Here is a 17,507-nt window from a genome sequence, read left to right on the forward strand (position 1 = left end):
CTATTATATATTTGTAGTATGAATATTAATGAAGAAATGGTAAAGGCAGGGATATGGGTACGCGCTTGCTGCAAGCGCGTACCCGGAGAACATTAACGCGGAGACACAGTAACCTGTCGGCCATTGCTCGCCATCACGACGCGCTGACCAGCAGAGAAGCGAGTATCGCCCTGTTTCTGCACCACCATGATGGTGTTGCCGTCATCTTTACGAATTTCCAGTTCAACGCCCTGGGTTTTATTCATCGCACCCTGAACGCTCTGACCGGCTACGCCGCCTGCGACAGCACCCGCTGCGGTTGCCAGAGAACGACCGGTACCGCCGCCAACGGTGTTACCCAGGAAGCCACCCAGTACCGCACCGCCGATAGCGCCAATCACGTTGCTGTCATCGCCACCCTGAATTTGTACCGGACGAACGTGTACGATGGTACCGTAGGTCACGTTCTGGACCTGTTTCGCTTCGGATGCAGAGTAAACATCACCTGACAAACCGCTGTTGTTGACACATCCGGCCAGGGATAAACCAATCATTGAAACAGCCAATACACGTAACATCATTATGAATCTCCAGTTCACTAAGAATTGCTCTCATGAGCATCCGTACTAAACAATTATATGGTATTTGATCGGGGCGGTCATATATTCCGCATTCATTATTAACCATAATAAACCATCCTGGCTTAACCAACGGTAAACGCAAGGAAAACAGCGTCCCTCCTGAGATTCTTGCGAAAAAAGAGCACCATATTGTTAAAATTTTTTATTGGTTAATAGCATTACGTGGCACTTTATGCTGGAGTGTTAACTTTGCATAGCTGACTAAGGACGGCGTATGAAATCCGGGCGATATATTGGCGTGATGTCAGGGACCAGCCTTGATGGCGTGGATGTGGTGCTGGCGGTCATTGATGAAAATAGCGTGACGCAGCTGGCTAGTCTTTCCTGGCCCATTCCCATCGCGGTGAAAGAGGCGGTGTTGGCCATTTGCCAGGGGCAGCCTCTGACGCTCTCGCAGCTTGGACAACTGGACAATCGGCTGGGGAATCTCTTTGCGGATGCCGTTCTGGCGCTCATGTCACAAGAGAAGCTGGCAGCGCAAGACATTGTGGCGATTGGTTGTCACGGTCAAACCGTGTGGCACGAGCCGACTGGCGATGCGCCGCATACTATGCAGATTGGTGATAATAACATCATCGCTGCACGCACCGGTGTCAGTGTGGTTGGCGATTTTCGTCGTCGCGATATGGCGCTGGGCGGGCAGGGTGCGCCGCTGGTACCGGCATTCCACCAGGCTCTGCTGGCGCATGTCAGTGAACGCCGTATGATTCTCAATATTGGCGGGATCGCCAATCTTTCCCTTTTAATTCCCGGCCAGCCGGTGCGCGGTTTTGACACCGGGCCGGGGAATATGCTGATTGATGCCTGGATCTGGCGCAACCTTGGCAAACCCTATGATAAGGATGCGGAGTGGGCCAACGAAGGCAAAGTGATTTTACCTTTGTTACAGGACATGCTGAACGATCCTTATTTCGCCGCCCCGGCGCCAAAAAGCACCGGGCGCGAGTACTTCAACTACGGATGGCTGGCGCAATTCCTGGCTCGCTATCCTGGGCTGCGTGCTCAGGACGTACAGGCTACCCTGACAGAACTTACGGCGGTGACTATCAGCGAGCAGGTTCTGCTCAGCGGCGGCTGTGAGCGCCTTCTGGTCTGTGGCGGGGGGAGCCGTAACCCGCTGGTGATGGCTCGTCTGGCGGGTTTGTTGGCCGGGACTGAGGTCGCGACGACCGATGAATACGGTATTAGCGGTGACGACATGGAAGCATTGGCTTTTGCCTGGCTGGCGTGGCGTACGGTTGCCGGCTTGCCTGGCAACCTTCCGTCGGTCACCGGCGCATCGCAAGCGACGGTACTTGGGGCGATTTTTCCCGCCAACCCGCAGAAGAATAAGAGTTAACTGACATCTTCTTTTACACTGGGCCGATAGACTAAAGACAAACGGGAGTGGGACAATCACTCCTTGACCAGGAATGTCTAAAGGCTCAGAAAATATGAAAAAATTGCTTATCGTTGCCCTCCCTTTGATGCTCTCCGGCTGTAGCGCCTACAACCAATTTATGGAGCGGATGCAAACTGACACGCTGGAATACCAGTGTGATGAGAAACCGTTGACGGTGCATCTCAATAACCCACGTCAGCAGGTGAGCTTCATTTATGACAACCAGCAGCTCAATCTGGCGCAGGGTGTCTCGGCTTCAGGCGCACGCTATACCGACGGTATTTATGTCTTTTGGTCGAAAGGTAATGAGGCAACCGTCTACAAACGTGACCGTATCGTACTGAATAACTGTCAGTTACAAAATCCCAAGCGTTGAGATTTTCAGGCGAGCGGCGCACAATAACGTCACCCAATGATGACTAGTCCAAACGCCATGTCTGACAACGACGAACTACAGCAAATCGCGCATCTGCGCCGAGAGTACACCCGTGGCGGCCTGCGTCGCCACGACCTTCCTGCAGAACCTCTGCCGCTTTTTGAGCGCTGGCTCTCTCAGGCCTGTGAGGCAAAGTTAGCCGATCCGACGGCCATGGTGGTGGCGACGGTTGATGAAAATGGTCAGCCGTATCAGCGAATCGTTCTGCTGAAGCACTACGACGATAAAGGGCTGGTGTTTTACACCAACCTGGGGAGCCGCAAAGCGCACCAACTGGAGAAGAATCCGCGTATCAGCCTGCTGTTCCCGTGGCACATGCTGGAGCGTCAGGTAATGGTGATCGGCAAGGCGGAGCGTCTGTCTACCCTTGAAGTCGTGAAGTATTTCCACAGCCGCCCGCGCGACAGTCAGATTGGCGCATGGGTTTCCAAGCAATCCAGCCGAATTTCTGCGCGCGGGATCCTCGAAAGCAAATTCCTTGAGCTGAAGCAGAAATTCCAGCAGGGCGAAGTGCCGTTGCCGAGTTTCTGGGGCGGTTTCCGCGTCTCTATTGAGCAGATGGAATTCTGGCAGGGCGGTGAACATCGTCTTCACGACCGTTTTTTATACCAACGTGAAGATGGCGCGTGGAAAATCGACCGCCTGGCGCCGTAATCCCCCAAATTTGTTGTTTTAAGCGCTAGCGCTGACGCCCTCAGCGCTTTATTCTATAGAGCTTTCGCGTCTGGCGAAAAGTCGTGTACCGGCAAAGGTGCAGTCGTATATACATGGAGAATTTGATGGCAAGCAGTAACTTGATTAAACAACTGCAAGAGCGGGGGCTAGTTGCCCAGGTAACGGACGAGGTAGCGTTAGCAGAGCGACTGGCGCAAGGCCCGATCGCGCTCTATTGCGGCTTCGATCCTACCGCTGACAGCTTGCATTTGGGGCATCTTGTTCCATTGTTATGCCTGAAACGCTTCCAGCAGGCGGGCCATAAGCCTGTTGCGCTGGTGGGCGGCGCTACCGGTCTGATTGGCGACCCGAGCTTTAAAGCCGCCGAGCGTAAGCTGAATACCGAAGACACCGTGCAGGAGTGGGTGGATAAAATCCGCAAACAGGTTGCACCGTTCCTCGATTTCGACTGCGGCGAGAACTCCGCGATTGCCGCCAACAACTATGATTGGTTTGGCGGCATGAACGTGCTGACCTTCCTGCGCGATATCGGCAAGCACTTCTCTGTTAACCAGATGATTAACAAAGAAGCGGTGAAGCAGCGTTTGAATCGTGACGACCAGGGTATTTCCTTTACCGAGTTCTCCTACAACCTGCTGCAGGGCTATGACTTTGCCTGCCTGAACAAACTGCACGGCGTCGCGCTGCAGATTGGTGGTTCAGACCAGTGGGGCAACATCACCTCCGGTATCGACCTGACCCGTCGTCTGCATCAGAACCAGGTATTTGGCCTTACCGTTCCGCTGATCACCAAAGCGGATGGCACCAAATTCGGTAAAACCGAAGGCGGCGCAGTCTGGCTGGATCCGAAGAAAACCAGCCCGTACAAATTCTATCAGTTCTGGATCAACACCGCGGATGCTGACGTTTACCGCTTCCTGAAGTTCTTCACCTTCATGGACATTGAAGAGATCAATGCGCTGGAAGAAGAAGACAAAAACAGCGGCAAAGCCCCACGTGCCCAGTATGTACTGGCCGAGCAGGTCACCCGTCTGGTTCACGGCGAAGAAGGCCTGGTGGCGGCAAAACGTATCACCGAGAGCCTGTTCAGCGGTTCTCTGAGCGCGTTGAGCGAAGCTGACTTCGAGCAGCTGGCGCAGGACGGCGTACCGATGGTTGAGATGGAAAAAGGCGCCGACCTGATGCAGGCGCTGGTAGACTCTGAGCTTCAGCCGTCTCGTGGGCAGGCGCGTAAGACCATTGCCTCCAATGCGGTCACCATCAACGGTGAGAAACAGGCTGACCCGGAATATTTCTTCAAAGACAGCGATATTCTGTTCGGGCGTTACACCTTGTTACGTCGCGGTAAGAAGAATTACTGTTTGATCTGCTGGAAGTAATTTTCAGAAACAGGGGGGCGTGGGAAACTACGCCCCCTTCTTTTTATGTCGTCTGAGTAGAACCAATGAACAACATCCTCGCCATTCAATCCCACGTTGTTTTCGGGCATGCCGGCAACAGCGCCGCGGAATTTCCTATGCGTCGCCTCGGCGCCAACGTCTGGCCGCTGAATACCGTGCAGTTTTCCAATCACACCCAATATGGTCAATGGACGGGCTGTGTGATGCCGCCTGCGCATCTGACGGAGATTGTGCAGGGCATTGCGGCTATCGATCAGCTTAAGCGCTGTGATGCGGTGCTGAGCGGCTATCTTGGCTCTGCGGAGCAGGGCGAGCATATCCTCGGCATTGTGCGTCAGGTTAAAGCGGCGAACCCGCAGGCGAAATATTTCTGTGACCCGGTGATGGGCCATCCGGAAAAAGGCTGCATCGTGGCGCCGGGCGTGGCGGAGTTCCACAAACGCTATGCGCTGCCGGCGAGCGATATTATCGCGCCGAACCTGGTTGAGCTGGAGATTCTCTCAGGTCACGAAGTTAACAGCGTGAGTGAAGCCATCAGTGCGGCTCGCGAACTGATCGCCCAGGGGCCGGAAATTGTCCTGGTGAAACATCTGGCGCGCGCAGGCTACAGCGTCGATCGTTTTGAGATGCTGCTGGTCACCGCCGATGCCGCATGGCACATCAGTCGTCCGCTCATTGATTTTGGTTCTCGCCACCCGGTTGGCGTTGGCGATGTCACCAGCGGCCTGTTGCTGGTTAAGCTCCTGCAGGGGACAACGCTGCGCGATGCGCTTGAGCATGTGACGGCGGCAGTGTATGAAATTATGCTGACGACCAAAACGATGGGTGAGTATGAACTGCAGGTTGTTGCTGCACAGGACCTGATCGCGAAGCCCGAGCACTGCTTTAGTGCCACGCAACTGTAACTTAGCACCGAGCGCTGCAATGAATGCAGCGCTTTGTCGGGCTACGTTCGCGTAATCTGCACGTGCGATATAGCCCGGACGAAGTAAAAACGGATTATTTCAACCCTTCCGCCGCCAGCGCCGCGGCAACAGCCGGACGCGCCGCAACGCGAGCCATATAGTCCGCAATATTCTGATACCCCGCCATATCCATCTTCACGGCAAAGGCCCAGCGCAGCACGGTAAACAGGTAAGCATCGGCAATGGTAAAGCGAGAACCGCTGATCCACTGTGCGCCAGCCAGCGACTCATCAATATAGGCCAGCTTTTTGTCCAGCAGCGCACGAACCGTCGGTTTGTAGTCTTCCGGCGTATCCGGGCGGAACAGTGGAGTAAAGCCTTTGTGCAGCTCGGTGGCGATGAAGTTCAGCCACTCCAGCGTCTTGTAGCGGTTAATGCTGCCGACCGGCGCCAGCAGTTGACGGTCTGCGACGCTATCGGCGAGATACTGCATGATCGCCACGCCTTCAGTCAGCAGGGTATTGTCGTCCAACAGCAGGGCGGGAACCTGGCCTTTCGGGTTGACCTTCAGGAAATCGTCACCGTTTTCCATACGTTTGTGCATCAGATCGACGCCGATCAGCGTGAAATCCTTTCCGCTTTCCCGCAGCGTGATGTGCGATGCGAGGGAACAGGCGCCGGGTTTGTAGAACAATTTCATGGGTAACTCCTTCAGACTATGATTATTTTTGTTGTCCGTTGGCAGAAGGGCGGCCAATGGATATGAAAGTATGTTAGTGCCTGCGCAGATAAAAAAAAAGCCGCTAACATACGTTAGCGGCCCAAAATTATTCGTTTCCCGATGACATTATGCGGAAGCGACTTTACCGTCAGCAGCAGGCTTTGAGTCGTCCTGAGTCATACGGTTCAGTTTCGGTGCCGTCAGCAGCATCAGCACGGCGATAACGGCAGTGACAACGCCAATCTGCAGGAACACGCGGCCATACACTTCCAGAGACATCACCGGGTCGGTTACGTTTTCCGGCACCGCCATCATGCCAGCGACATAGCCGCCGATGATGTTTGCGCCAGCGGTAGTCAGGAACCAGCTACCCATGATGAAGCCCATCAGACGCTGCGGAACCAGCTGTGCAACCATTGCCAGACCCAGACCAGAGATCATCAGTTCGCCGATGCTCTGCAGGCCGTAGCTGATGATCAGCCAGTTAACGGAAACGATACCTGCGTCGGTGGCGAATTTCGCGCCCAGCGGCAGAATCAGGAACGCACCGGAGCACAGCACCATACCAATCGCGAATTTGGTCGGCATCGGCAGGGTGTCGCCCATTTTGTTGTAGATAGCGGCCAGAATCGGGCTACCAATGATGATCCAGAACGGGTTCAGCGCCTGATACTGTTCCGGTTCGAACGCGATACCCAGAATAGAGTGTTCAACGTTACGAATCGCGAAGAAGTTCAGTGAGGTCGGCATCTGGCTGTACAGCACGAAGAAGATGATCGCTTCGAGCATCAGGATAAAGGCCACAATCATCTTACGACGCGGCGCACCGGTCATGGAGAAGGTTTCTTTACCGAAGATAATGATGATGCCCAGTGCGATAACGCCCAGAACCATACGTGCGATGCCCTGGTTGTGCAGCAGCCAGGTCGCGATAGCGATCAGGATAACGACACCAACGATGGTCAGCAGCAGATTGCGGTAGTTAGTCGGCTCGAAGTCAGGTTTGGAACCGTACTGTTTAACCCAACGCTGGCAGAAGGCGAAGTTCACCACGGTGATCAGCATACCGACGACGCTCAGCGCGAACGCGGTGCTCCAGCCGTACTTGGCTGCCAGCCAAGGCGTTGCCAGCATAGAGAAGAACGAACCGATATTGACGGACATGTAGTACATGGTGAATGCACCGTCTAGACGCGGGTCGTCTTTGGCATAGCAGGTAGAGAGCAGGGAAGACGGGTTGGCTTTGAACAGGCCGTTACCCACGGCAATTGCCGCCATACCCATATAAACGATACCCGCGTCGTGGCCTGACCATGCGACTAAAGCATAGCCGATGGCGAGAACGACGGCGCCCAGCATGATAACGCGTTTTGTCCCCAGCACTTTATCGCCCAGCCAGCCGCCGATAGCAACCAGACCGTAAACCAGAGCACTGAAGGAAGAGAACAGAGTAATGGAGTCCGCTTCGGACATACCCAGCTGTTTCACCAGGTAAACGGCCATGATGCCCTGAAGGCCGTAGAAACCAAAACGCTCCCACAACTCGATAGAGAAAATGAGATAGAACGCTTTAGGTTGTTTGAAGGCGTTTAAGCTAACGCTTTCCGTTGGTTTTTTGTTTGCAGTAGACACATATACCTCTTATTTACATCCCATTTCATGGGGGGTGTACTGGGCGGAGATGCTCTTTTTGGCACCCGCCTTATAGTTATTCTGGAGGGAAACGGCAAGTAATGTTCACTATCCTGCGCCTTCAGACAAGGCTTTTGCAATACTCTGTTACAAATAAAAAATATGGTACAATCATCCGTCTTTGCAAATGTTATTTAGCGTTAAATTTCACTGTTTAAAAATTGACGGTTTATTCTTCTGATAAAGTAGGGCGAAACGCGTAACATAACCATATCTTCTGCTGATGACGCTTAAAAGTAGTGATATAGGCTGGATTCTGAAAAATTGCTGGATGATCATCTTGTGCTCTGTAAATGGGGCATTGTGATGATGGCGGCGTTTGCTACGTAAAGAAACATAAATGCAACATTATGTTGCTCGGATGTTCTCGTCAGCGTTTGTATAGAAATTTTCGCTAGTGATGACGTATTTAACCTGTCAAAGCGGTATATAAGCGCTAAAAGTGCCAAATACTGAATAATTATATGGGATTAAACGCTGCTTGAGTGAGGATGAGCATGCGTGGCGTTGACTTGCCACGCAGCCAGATATGAACTATAGCTCGGTTTTCTCTTTATATTCACAGAGATCTTCGATGAGACAAGAGCCACAGCGCGGTTTGCGCGCGATGCAGGTGTAGCGGCCATGAAGAATCAGCCAGTGGTGGCAGTCGACCTTAAACTCGGCAGGAACCACCTTTAACAGCTTTTCTTCAACCTGCTCAACGTTTTTACCGGGGGCGAAGTTGGTGCGGTTGCAGACGCGGAAAATATGCGTGTCGACGGCGATGGTCGGCCAGCCGAAGGCGGTGTTGAGCACCACGTTTGCCGTTTTACGGCCGACTCCCGGCAGAGCCTCCAGCGCTGTACGATCTTCCGGAACCTCCCCGCCGTGCAGTTCAAGCAACATACGGCAGGTCTTAATCACGTTTTCAGCCTTACTGTTAAACAGGCCGATCGTTTTAATGTATTCCTTCACACCGTCTACGCCGAGGTCCAGCATCGCCTGTGGGGTGTTGGCAACAGGGTAAAGCTTTGCCGTCGCTTTATTGACGCTCACGTCCGTAGCTTGTGCCGAAAGCAGCACCGCGATCAGCAGTTCAAAAGGGGATGTGAAATTCAATTCCGTAGTCGGGTGCGGATTGTTGTCCCGCAGACGACTTAAAATTTCCAGCCGTTTCGCTTTATTCATCAGGCTTTCTCTGCGCTATCAACGCCTGCATTTTCTGCGCTAGCAGCCTGTGCACGACGTTGTTTCGTCCGTTCGTCAATCAGGTATTTGATCGCCAGCAGCATACCGAGACCAATGAAGGCGCCCGGCGGCAGCATTGCCAGCAGGAAAGGGGTATCGGTATGAAAGACTTCAATACGCAATACTTTCGCCCAACTGCCCAGCAGGCCATCGGCGCCGTCGAAGAGCGTCCCATTACCCAGCAGCTCGCGAATTGACCCCAGCACAAACATCGTGCAGGTGGCTCCCATGCCAATAGCAAAACCATCCAGCGCCGACAGCGCCGGGCCTTTTTTGGCCGCAAAGGCTTCCGCGCGGCCCACCACGATACAGTTGGTGACGATCAGCGGGATAAAGATACCGAGAGACTGATACAGGCCAAAGGCGTAAGCGTTGATCAGCATCTGTACGGCACTCACCACCGACGCGATAATCATCACGTAGATAGGAATGCGAATTTCCGCGGGTGTCCAGCGACGCAGGCTGGAGATGGCCAGGTTGGTCAGTGTCAGCACCAGCGTGGTTGCCAGGCCCAGACCCAGCGCGTTGGTGGCGGTAGAGGTCACCGCCAGGAGTGGGCACATGCCCAGCAGCTGAACCAGCGCGGAGTTATTTTTCCAGAGCCCCTGGACAATAACCTCTTTAACTTCGCTCATGATTTACTCTCCACAGGATTGAAGTTGCGACAGTTGATTCGGCAGCGTTTTGGCATACAGCCCGGCGCGTTTCACCGCGTTGACCACCGCACGCGGGGTAATTGTCGCACCGGTAAACTGGTCGAATTGCCCGCCGTCTTTTTTCACCGCCCATTGACTGTCGTCAGGACCGGCGATTTTCTTGCCGCTGAAGAAGGTAATCCAGTCGGAAAGGCGGAGTTCGATTTTATCTCCCAGCCCCGGCGTTTCATGATGCTCGGTGACGCGTGTGCCCAGTACAGTACCGTTGAAGTCGGCGCCGACCAGCAGTTGAATGGCGCCGGAATAGCCGTCTGGCGCGGTGGCTTCTATTACTGCGGCCACCGGTTTATCGTCCTTGCGGGCGATATAGATTTTGTGCGCGCCTTTCCCCAGCTCGGGGGCGTCAACGACAAAGCAGCTCTTGAGCAGCGAATTATTATAGCTGTCAGCGGGAATGACCTGCTGGAAAAGCGCGTTTTGCTGCTTTTCTGCCTGTTCGTCGATGGTGTGCTTGGTTAACTGGTTGATCGCGGCGGTTAGCCCGGTAGAGCCTGCGGCGAACAGCGCCAGCGTGACACCGTGTTTACGCATGGTTTTTAACATCGTTATCCTCAGCGGTGTCCGTAAACGCGCGGGCGCGTGTAATAGTCAATCAGCGGTACCGTGATGTTAGCCAACAGCACGGCAAAAGCCACGCCGTCCGGGTAACCGCCGAAGCTGCGAATCAGCCACACCAGCAGGCCCGCCAGCGCGCCAAAGATCAGACGTCCGCGGTTGGTCGTCGAGGCGGTGACCGGGTCGGTCAGAATAAAGAAAGCACCCAACATGGTCGCGCCGGACAACAGGTGCATCTGCGGTGAGGCGAGGTCGTCCGGGTGAAGCAGCCAGCCAAGCGTCGCACAGACCATCAGACTTAACAGGAAGCTCACCGGGATATGCCAGCGAATCGCTTTTTGCCATAACAGGAACAGGCCACCCACAAGGTAGGCGATGTTTACCCATTGCCAGCCCACGCCGGCCAGCGCGCCATGATAAATCGCTGAGTTCAGGATATTTTCTACCGGCTGACCGGCATGGCGGGAGGTTTTAAAGGTATCCAACGGTGTTGCCTGGCTGATGCCATCAATACCTAACTTCAGGGCATTCATATCCTGACCCGCGACGGTGTGGCCAGTAAAGATCATCTGCACCGCGTCCATAAAACCCGGGGTGGCGGCGGCAACGCCGTGCGGCGGCAGCCAGGAGGTCATTTGAACCGGGAAGGAGATCAGCAGTACCACGTAGCCAATCATCGCCGGGTTGAATGGGTTCTGTCCGAGTCCGCCATACAGCTGTTTGGCGATAATAACGGCAAAGACCGTGCCCAGAACGACCATCCACCACGGCGCGAAAGGCGGAATACTGATGGCCAGTAACAAGCCGGTCAGCAGCGCTGAGTTATCGGCCAGGGTGCGGGGAATATTTTGCTTGCGCAGATGCAAGACCAGCGCTTCTGCAAGCAGGGCGGTTACTATCGCCAGGATGAGCTGAATAAAGGTTCCCCAGCCGAAAAACCAGCTCTGCACCAGAATGCCGGGCAGGGCGGCGACGATCACCAGCATCATAATGCGCGATGTCTGGCGATGGTTGTGGGTGTAAGGGGAACTTGCGATCTTGAAAACCATTTAATCCTCGTTAACGGCCTGAGCGGCTTTCCTGGCTTGAACACGGGCAATAGCAGCAGCAACGGCGGCTTTGCGTGGGTCGTCGTTGGCGGCGGGTTCGCTAACCGCGTTTTGCGCCGCTTTGCGCGCTTTGGCACGGGCGATGGCTGCCTCAACCGCGGCTTTACGCGGGTCAACGGTCTCGCTCTCGCTGACGACGGGCGCAGTTTCTGCCGATTGCGCCGCTTTACGGGCTTTGGCACGGGCAATGGCTGCCTCAACTGCGGCCTTACGCGGGTCAACGGTTTCGCTCTCGTTGACGACGGGCGCAGTTTCTGCCGATTGCGCTGCTTTACGTGCTTTGGCGCGGGCAATGGCTGCCTCAACCGCCGCTTTACGTGGGTCGCTGCTTGCCTCTGTCACATCGGCTTCTGGCTGCATTTCTGCTTTACGGGCTTTTGCACGTGCAATAGCTGCCTCTACGGCGGCTTTGCGTGGATCGATGACATCATTCGCGCTTTGACGTTTTTCCGCCTGAGCGGCGCGAGCCTGCGCTTTACGGGCTTCACGCGCGGCAGCGACGGCGCTGTTATCCGGAAGTGCGCCGGATTGAATCACAATTGGCTGCGTTGCCTGCTGCTGTTTTTCACGCACCCGCGCCAGGGCGGCATGAATAGCGTCCTGGTCTTTAGCGGTAGGCTGAACGGCCGCTTTTTTATGACGTTCCTCGCGAGCGATTTTCTCACGTTCAAGGCGCTGTTGACGCGCTTCGAAACGGGCTTTGGCTTCAGCGGCGCGCTGTTCTTCCTGGCGGATGGCGTTGATTTCCGCCTTTTCCTGACGGAAATACTGCACCAGCGGAATACTGCTTGGACACACCCATGCGCAGGCGCCGCACTCAATGCAGTCAGACAGATTATGGGCAGTGGCCTTGTCGTGCTGCTGACCTTTGCTGAACCAGTAAAGTTGCTGCGGCAGCAGGTCTGCCGGGCAGGCGTCAGCGCAGGCACTACAGCGGATGCAACCTTTTTCCTCTTCGGGTTCGCCCATTTCCGCCGCCGACGGGGCCAGCAGACAGTTGGTGATTTTCACCACCGGAACGTCGAGCCAGGGCAGAGTAAAGCCCATTAGCGGGCCGCCCATAATCACCATCTGGTCACTGGTCGGGCAGAATCCCGCGTGGCTCAGCAGATGTTTGACCGGCGTGCCGAGGCGCGCCCAGACGTTGCCCGGCAGCGAAACTGATTCGCCGGTCAGCGTCACCACACGTTCAGTGAGGGGCTCGCCGTCAATCACCGCACGTTTCACCGCGAAGGCCGTACCGACGTTTTGCATCAGGACGCCAATGTCGGAAGAACGCCCGCCGTGCGGTACCTGTTTACCGGTTAAAATTTGCGTCAGCTGTTTCGCGCCGCCGGAGGGGTATTTGGTTGGGATGACACGCAAACTGATGCCATGGCAGCCTGCAAGCACGGCGCGCATCATTGAGATGGCCTGCGGCTTGTTATCTTCGATGCCAATCAGCACCTGCTGTGGCTGCAGAATGTGTGCCAGAATCTGGATGCCTTCGACAATCTGCGCCGCGCAGTCCTGCATCAGGCGATCGTCGGCGGTAATGTATGGCTCACATTCGGCGGCGTTGATGATTAACGTCTCAATTTTATCGCCACCGCCGCGCAGTTTGCTGCCCGTCGGGAAGCCCGCGCCGCCTAAACCGGCCACGCCGAACTGATGAATACGTTCAATCAACGCTTCACGGCTGTGATTTTTGTAATCATGCCAGCCGTCGCGAGTTATCCACCGGTCTTCACCGTCGGCATCAATGATCACGCTCATTTCCGGCAGCGCAGAAGGGTGCGCGGTCGCATGAGGTTCAATGGCGACAACCGTACCTGACGTTGGCGCATGAACGGGCAGCATACGCCCCCAACCACGGGTTAGCGGCTGGCCGCGCAGAACGCGATCGCCCGGCTGAACGCACAGTTCGCCTTCGGCGCCGATGTGCTGCTTCAGAGGAATAACAAAACGCTGGGCAAGCGGTATCTGGCGCAGTGGCGTCCCGTTAGACTGCGTTTTCATCTCTGGCGGGTGAATACCCCCGTCGAAATCCCAGATTTTGTCTTTTCTGAAGGCGGAGAATAGCTTAAGCATGGTGTTCCACAGGAATAATTCGTACCGGGATCGTTTGCAGATCCCATTTCCAGCTTTCGGTGGTCGTTACTACCGGGCGTAACTCAATACACTGAGTAGGGCACGGGGCAACACACAAATTACAGCCGGTACACAGATCGCTCACCACGGTGTGCATGGCACGCGTGGCGCCAATGATGGCATCCACCGGGCAGGCCTGTATGCATTTGGTGCAGCCGATACAGTTATTTTCATCGATAACCGCCAGCATACGCACAGGCTCCGACACCGCTTCGTCGCCGCCAATGGGCTGCGGGTCGACGTTCAGTAACTCGGCGATTTTCAGCATGACGGCTTCACCGCCAGGCGCGCAGCAGTTAATTTTTTCACCGTTACTGACCGCTTCGGCGTAAGGGCGACAGCCAGGGTAGCCGCATTGGCCACACTGGCTTTGCGGCAGCAGTTCATCAATTTTTTCGACTACCGGGTCGTCCTCAACGGCAAAACGGCGCGAGGCGTAACCGAGAATGACGCCAAAAATCAGCCCTAACACGCTGATTGCAGCGACAGCAATCCAGAAGGTCATCATTACAACTTCACCAACCCACTAAAGCCCATAAAGGCCAACGACATTAAACCTGCGGTAATCAACGCAATGGCGTTGCCGCGGAAAGGGGCGGGAACGTCGGAGACCACCAGGCGTTCGCGGATGGAGGCGAAGAGCACCATAACCAGCGAAAAGCCCACGGCGGCGGAGAAACCGTACAGCGCCGATTGCAGAAAATTGTGGCCGAGGTTGATATTCAGCAATGCCACGCCGAGCACGGCGCAGTTGGTGGTGATAAGCGGCAGGAAAATACCCAGCAGACGATACAGCGCCGGGCTGGTTTTACGCACCACCATTTCGGTGAACTGGACGACCACAGCAATGACCAGAATAAAGGCCAGCGTGCGCAGGTAGACTAAATCCAGCGGGATGAGGATCCAGGTGTCAATAAGCCAGGCGCAAATAGATGCCAGCGTCATCACGAAGGTTGTCGCCAGCCCCATTCCCATAGCGGTTTCCAGTTTTTTGGAAACGCCCATAAACGGGCACAGCCCAAGGAACTTCACCAGGACGAAGTTATTTACCAGAACTGTACCGATAAAGAGCAATAAATAGTCAGTCATCATTCGACCTGTAACAAAAAAAGCCACCTATTATCTGACAAAGTGCCTCAAGCGACAACAGGTTAACTGTGGGGTTATTACGCGCGGGTAAAGGTGCGTTTAACCCGTTGAGAACGCTTGAGATAAGGCACAATCAGCGCGGCTGCCAGCAGGGGAAGCAGAAGTTGACGCACGGCCAGATCATCGGAGATAGGCGAAAACGCAAAAGCTTTGACTGCCAGCAGTACGCCAATCATCAGCCAGATGATGTAGTGTTTTGGCGCGTTGTGTCTGCGTTTGAAGAAAGCAATTGTCAGCCACAGCGTGTAATACCACATGGCAATAAATGACAGGAATGACAGTCCGAGAAATAGCGTATTGCTGCCGCCCATTTCTTTAACCAGCGCCAGAGTGTGCGGATTGAGCAGGACGTAACCAAATTTCACCAGCGTGATGGTGATGCTTAAAAGCTGCACGAGCAGCCAGGCTAATGGGCCAAGCAGCCATCCGCCAATACGTTCTGCAGAATTATCTGACATTGTGTCTCCTGAAAATCAGCGCCAGCCATGAGAGGAAAAATACAGGTCGAGGAGTATAAGCAACTGGCGCTGAGGAAAAAACTATTATTGCACAAAACGCCAAACGTTCTTGGGAACCTGTCCAAGATCGTACAAACGACCGCCAGAAACCAGCTCAGCACGGCGATGGTCGGCGGCGCGATACATATTGATAAGTTCTTCAGTGTTGCTCAGCGAATAGTTCAGGTGGTCGTAGAGTTTTTCAAGATTGTCCAGCGAACTAACTTTGCGGAACTTTAATAAATAATCCAGAACGGTCATTTGAGGGCATCCATTATAATGTTAAAGCTCACCGTACACCGTTTTCTACCAGGCAATGGGGAGAAAACGAGACAGTTAATGCGGCATTTATAGCCAATGTGTTTATCGACATCCGTTTTAATAGAGAGTTCAGCGTCTATAGCTCAACCTCGATGGGATATCGCGAATTATTTGGCTATTAAGAATGAATTACAATGACAGAAAATGTGCTTATTGATTTCGCCCCAAAATTAGGGCGATTTTATGCAGTCAGGGCGTCGTCTGACGCCCTGAAAGGGAAGAGTTAGCGGTTCTCGCCGCGACTGGCAATGACGTCTTTGTACCAGAAGAAACTTTTTTTACGCTTGCGCGCCAGGTTCTGCTTATGGTCGACGTAAACAAAGCCATATTGCTTTTTATAGCCGTTGAGCCAGCTCAGTAAATCGATAAACGACCACGGATAATACCCGCGGACGTCCGCGCCAAGCGCAATCGCTTTTTCCAGCGCATCAATGTGTACGCGCAGGAAGTCGATCCGCGGATCATCAACCACTTCTCCATCGATAATCGGGTCAACCGCGCCCAGGCCGTTTTCAGTGATATAGACGGGAATATCGCCGTAGCGTTCTTTGATCATCATGATGCCATCGGTCAGCCCCTGCGGCCAGATTTCCCAACCCCATTCGGTATAGACGCTTTCCGGGTTGCGTACGAAATAGAACAGCCCCTCGACACCCTGTTCGCCGCTGACTTTTTCTTTAGGCGGCTGGGCGGAAACGGTCTCACGACGATAGTAGTTGAGACCAATAAAGTCGCAGCGGTTGTTACGTAGCAATTCGTCATCACCCGGCGCAAAGCGCGGCACGCCCCATAACGCCTGCGTCTGCGCCAGCAGCTCATCCGGATAGCGGCCCTTCAACACCGGATCGTAGAGCCAGTGGGTATGAATGGCATCTGCCAGCTCGGTTGCCGCGATATCTTCCGCACTATTGGTCAGCGGCGAGTGCGGCTGAAGCACGTTCACAAAGCCAATTTCACCTTTTATTTCCATACCGCGGAAGGCTTTCACGGCCATGGCGTGGGCGACAAAGACGTGGTGGCAGGCCTGAATGGCGCGAGCCGGGTTACGCACTGACGGCGGATGGCTGCCGGTGATATAGCCGTGGCCAATAAACACGATGGTTTCGTTAAAGGTGGCCCATTTCTTCACCCGCGAGCCAAAGCGTGAATAACACAGGCGGGCATACTCTTCAAACGCCTCCGCCGTGGAACGCGCTTCCCAGCCGCCTTCATCCTGCAGCGCCTGTGGCAGGTCCCAGTGATAGAGGGTAATCATTGGCTCAATGTTATGTGCCAGCAGGGCGTCAATTAAATCGCTGTAGAACTTGACTCCGGCTTCATTGATTTCGCCGCGGCCTTCCGGCAACAGGCGGGGCCAGGAGATAGAAAAACGGTAGCTTTGCAGACCCATTTCGGCCATCAGTTCAACGTCTTCTTTGAAGCGATGGTAGTGATCGACGGCGACATCGCCGTTGGTGCCCTGGTAGGTGGTCCCGGGTTGATGAGAGAAAATATCCCAGATGGACGGGCCTTTGCCGTCTTCGTTATATGCACCTTCAACCTGGTACGCTGCAGTAGCGGCACCCCAGAGAAAATTTTGGGGAAAAGCAGACATGTAACACTCCTTATCTGTGTGATAAGGGGAGTGTAAAGTGAGGGCTCATAATGTGCAACCGGTTTCAGAAACCGGTTGCACAGATGCGATCCGAATCACTTTTTTAACGTGTCGAAATTACTTTTTTTGCAGTGATGCGGTGGCCGTGGGTTCGGGCGACTTGTAGTCGTCAATGTGATGCGCGACAAACAGCAGAAGAACGGAAAAACCCAGAATAACCCAACCAATCAGTTCAACAATACGAGACAATACGGAATTCATGAAATTTATCTAACAATCCATTGATAAAATAACGCCAGAGCAAGATCTTAGCGCGCCCGCGCCACAACGCAAGTTTTCAGCGGAATCGATTCCACGAGTGCTTATTATTTCAACA

The 17,507-nt window shown here is 54.3% G+C and carries 19 protein-coding genes; 5 read left to right on the forward strand and 14 right to left on the reverse strand.

Annotated elements, in window-relative coordinates; all coding sequences use genetic code 11:
• Positions 1-92 precede the first annotated feature (92 nt).
• Complete coding sequence (gene slyB, locus NNN71_RS09465) at positions 93-560, reverse strand: outer membrane lipoprotein SlyB (RefSeq protein WP_064545703.1); 468 nt, start codon at positions 558-560, stop codon at positions 93-95.
• 274 nt (positions 561-834) lie between these two features.
• Between slyB and anmK the strand changes: the two genes are divergently transcribed.
• From anmK to pdxY, 5 genes are all read left to right on the forward strand, one after another.
• Positions 835-1,959, forward strand: a complete 1,125-nt coding sequence (anmK, locus tag NNN71_RS09470) for an anhydro-N-acetylmuramic acid kinase (RefSeq protein ID WP_223802536.1) — start codon at positions 835-837, stop codon at positions 1,957-1,959.
• A 94-nt stretch (positions 1,960-2,053) separates the two neighbouring features.
• Positions 2,054-2,377: a C-type lysozyme inhibitor gene (gene mliC, locus NNN71_RS09475; RefSeq protein ID WP_064545700.1), complete on the forward strand. Its 324-nt coding sequence runs from the start codon at positions 2,054-2,056 to the stop codon at positions 2,375-2,377.
• Between the two features lie 57 nt (positions 2,378-2,434).
• Positions 2,435-3,091 (forward strand): pyridoxamine 5'-phosphate oxidase, encoded by a 657-nt coding sequence (gene pdxH / locus NNN71_RS09480; RefSeq protein ID WP_271458406.1) that lies wholly within the window; start codon positions 2,435-2,437, stop codon positions 3,089-3,091.
• Between the two features lie 125 nt (positions 3,092-3,216).
• Positions 3,217-4,491: a tyrosine--tRNA ligase gene (gene tyrS, locus NNN71_RS09485; protein ID WP_163449430.1), complete on the forward strand. Its 1,275-nt coding sequence runs from the start codon at positions 3,217-3,219 to the stop codon at positions 4,489-4,491.
• 65 nt (positions 4,492-4,556) lie between these two features.
• A complete protein-coding gene (pdxY, locus tag NNN71_RS09490; protein ID WP_271458387.1) occupies positions 4,557-5,417 on the forward strand; it encodes a pyridoxal kinase PdxY in 861 nt (286 codons plus the stop codon).
• Between the two features lie 94 nt (positions 5,418-5,511).
• On the opposite strand, the gene gstA is transcribed toward pdxY, so the two are convergent.
• The 13 genes from gstA to blr form a co-directional block, all read right to left on the reverse strand.
• Positions 5,512-6,117: a glutathione transferase GstA gene (gstA, locus tag NNN71_RS09495; protein WP_064545694.1), complete on the reverse strand. Its 606-nt coding sequence runs from the start codon at positions 6,115-6,117 to the stop codon at positions 5,512-5,514.
• A 147-nt stretch (positions 6,118-6,264) separates the two neighbouring features.
• Complete coding sequence (dtpA, locus tag NNN71_RS09500) at positions 6,265-7,770, reverse strand: dipeptide/tripeptide permease DtpA (RefSeq protein ID WP_064545692.1); 1,506 nt, start codon at positions 7,768-7,770, stop codon at positions 6,265-6,267.
• A gap of 594 nt (positions 7,771-8,364) precedes the next feature.
• A complete protein-coding gene (nth, locus tag NNN71_RS09505; RefSeq protein ID WP_271458388.1) occupies positions 8,365-9,000 on the reverse strand; it encodes an endonuclease III in 636 nt (211 codons plus the stop codon).
• Positions 9,000-9,695 carry an electron transport complex subunit E gene (locus NNN71_RS09510; protein WP_167575946.1) on the reverse strand — a complete coding sequence of 232 codons (696 nt, stop codon included), beginning with the start codon at positions 9,693-9,695 and terminating at the stop codon, positions 9,000-9,002. The genes nth and NNN71_RS09510 overlap by 1 nt, the downstream gene beginning before the upstream one ends.
• Positions 9,696-9,698: 3 nt before the next feature.
• Positions 9,699-10,319: an electron transport complex subunit RsxG gene (gene rsxG / locus NNN71_RS09515; RefSeq protein ID WP_167575945.1), complete on the reverse strand. Its 621-nt coding sequence runs from the start codon at positions 10,317-10,319 to the stop codon at positions 9,699-9,701.
• Between the two features lie 8 nt (positions 10,320-10,327).
• Positions 10,328-11,380 carry an electron transport complex subunit RsxD gene (gene rsxD, locus NNN71_RS09520; protein WP_271458389.1) on the reverse strand — a complete coding sequence of 351 codons (1,053 nt, stop codon included), beginning with the start codon at positions 11,378-11,380 and terminating at the stop codon, positions 10,328-10,330.
• A complete protein-coding gene (gene rsxC, locus NNN71_RS09525; RefSeq protein WP_271458390.1) occupies positions 11,381-13,510 on the reverse strand; it encodes an electron transport complex subunit RsxC in 2,130 nt (709 codons plus the stop codon).
• The gene (gene rsxB / locus NNN71_RS09530) at positions 13,503-14,078 is read right to left on the reverse strand and encodes an electron transport complex subunit RsxB (protein WP_271458391.1); all 576 of its coding nucleotides are present in this window, start codon (positions 14,076-14,078) and stop codon (positions 13,503-13,505) included. The genes rsxC and rsxB overlap by 8 nt, the downstream gene beginning before the upstream one ends.
• The gene (rsxA, locus tag NNN71_RS09535) at positions 14,078-14,659 is read right to left on the reverse strand and encodes an electron transport complex subunit RsxA (RefSeq protein ID WP_064545680.1); all 582 of its coding nucleotides are present in this window, start codon (positions 14,657-14,659) and stop codon (positions 14,078-14,080) included. The genes rsxB and rsxA overlap by 1 nt, the downstream gene beginning before the upstream one ends.
• 77 nt (positions 14,660-14,736) lie before the next feature.
• Positions 14,737-15,177: a DUF2569 domain-containing protein gene (locus NNN71_RS09540; protein WP_223802542.1), complete on the reverse strand. Its 441-nt coding sequence runs from the start codon at positions 15,175-15,177 to the stop codon at positions 14,737-14,739.
• 84 nt (positions 15,178-15,261) lie between these two features.
• The gene (ydgT, locus tag NNN71_RS09545; protein WP_163449421.1) at positions 15,262-15,477 is read right to left on the reverse strand and encodes a transcription modulator YdgT; all 216 of its coding nucleotides are present in this window, start codon (positions 15,475-15,477) and stop codon (positions 15,262-15,264) included.
• Positions 15,478-15,760: 283 nt separating this feature from the next.
• Positions 15,761-17,131, reverse strand: a complete 1,371-nt coding sequence (locus NNN71_RS09550) for a GH1 family beta-glucosidase (RefSeq protein WP_167575942.1) — start codon at positions 17,129-17,131, stop codon at positions 15,761-15,763.
• A gap of 117 nt (positions 17,132-17,248) precedes the next feature.
• Positions 17,249-17,392, reverse strand: coding sequence for a division septum protein Blr (gene blr / locus NNN71_RS09555; protein ID WP_163449419.1), 144 nt, complete (start codon positions 17,390-17,392; stop codon positions 17,249-17,251).
• Positions 17,393-17,507 lie beyond the last annotated feature (115 nt).

This window comes from Kluyvera sp. Awk 3 (assembly GCF_028069715.1).
In the GTDB taxonomy this organism is placed as follows: Bacteria; Pseudomonadota; Gammaproteobacteria; order Enterobacterales; family Enterobacteriaceae; genus Kluyvera; species Kluyvera georgiana_A.

Excerpts from the sequence above, each read along its gene's own strand:
- nth (WP_271458388.1), bottom strand. The coding sequence starts at position 9,000 with ATGAATAAAGCGAAACGGCTGGAAATTTTAAGTCGTCTGCGGGACAAC.
- slyB (WP_064545703.1), bottom strand. The coding sequence starts at position 560 with ATGATGTTACGTGTATTGGCTGTTTCAATGATTGGTTTATCCCTGGCC.
- anmK (WP_223802536.1), top strand. The coding sequence starts at position 835 with ATGAAATCCGGGCGATATATTGGCGTGATGTCAGGGACCAGCCTTGAT.
- NNN71_RS09540 (WP_223802542.1), bottom strand. The coding sequence starts at position 15,177 with ATGTCAGATAATTCTGCAGAACGTATTGGCGGATGGCTGCTTGGCCCA.
- NNN71_RS09510 (WP_167575946.1), bottom strand. The coding sequence starts at position 9,695 with ATGAGCGAAGTTAAAGAGGTTATTGTCCAGGGGCTCTGGAAAAATAAC.
- rsxG (WP_167575945.1), bottom strand. The coding sequence starts at position 10,319 with ATGTTAAAAACCATGCGTAAACACGGTGTCACGCTGGCGCTGTTCGCC.
- mliC (WP_064545700.1), top strand. The coding sequence starts at position 2,054 with ATGAAAAAATTGCTTATCGTTGCCCTCCCTTTGATGCTCTCCGGCTGT.
- gstA (WP_064545694.1), bottom strand. The coding sequence starts at position 6,117 with ATGAAATTGTTCTACAAACCCGGCGCCTGTTCCCTCGCATCGCACATC.
- pdxH (WP_271458406.1), top strand. The coding sequence starts at position 2,435 with ATGTCTGACAACGACGAACTACAGCAAATCGCGCATCTGCGCCGAGAG.
- rsxB (WP_271458391.1), bottom strand. The coding sequence starts at position 14,078 with ATGATGACCTTCTGGATTGCTGTCGCTGCAATCAGCGTGTTAGGGCTG.
- NNN71_RS09550 (WP_167575942.1), bottom strand. The coding sequence starts at position 17,131 with ATGTCTGCTTTTCCCCAAAATTTTCTCTGGGGTGCCGCTACTGCAGCG.
- tyrS (WP_163449430.1), top strand. The coding sequence starts at position 3,217 with ATGGCAAGCAGTAACTTGATTAAACAACTGCAAGAGCGGGGGCTAGTT.
- rsxC (WP_271458390.1), bottom strand. The coding sequence starts at position 13,510 with ATGCTTAAGCTATTCTCCGCCTTCAGAAAAGACAAAATCTGGGATTTC.
- rsxA (WP_064545680.1), bottom strand. The coding sequence starts at position 14,659 with ATGACTGACTATTTATTGCTCTTTATCGGTACAGTTCTGGTAAATAAC.
- rsxD (WP_271458389.1), bottom strand. The coding sequence starts at position 11,380 with ATGGTTTTCAAGATCGCAAGTTCCCCTTACACCCACAACCATCGCCAG.
- ydgT (WP_163449421.1), bottom strand. The coding sequence starts at position 15,477 with ATGACCGTTCTGGATTATTTATTAAAGTTCCGCAAAGTTAGTTCGCTG.
- blr (WP_163449419.1), bottom strand. The coding sequence starts at position 17,392 with ATGAATTCCGTATTGTCTCGTATTGTTGAACTGATTGGTTGGGTTATT.
- pdxY (WP_271458387.1), top strand. The coding sequence starts at position 4,557 with ATGAACAACATCCTCGCCATTCAATCCCACGTTGTTTTCGGGCATGCC.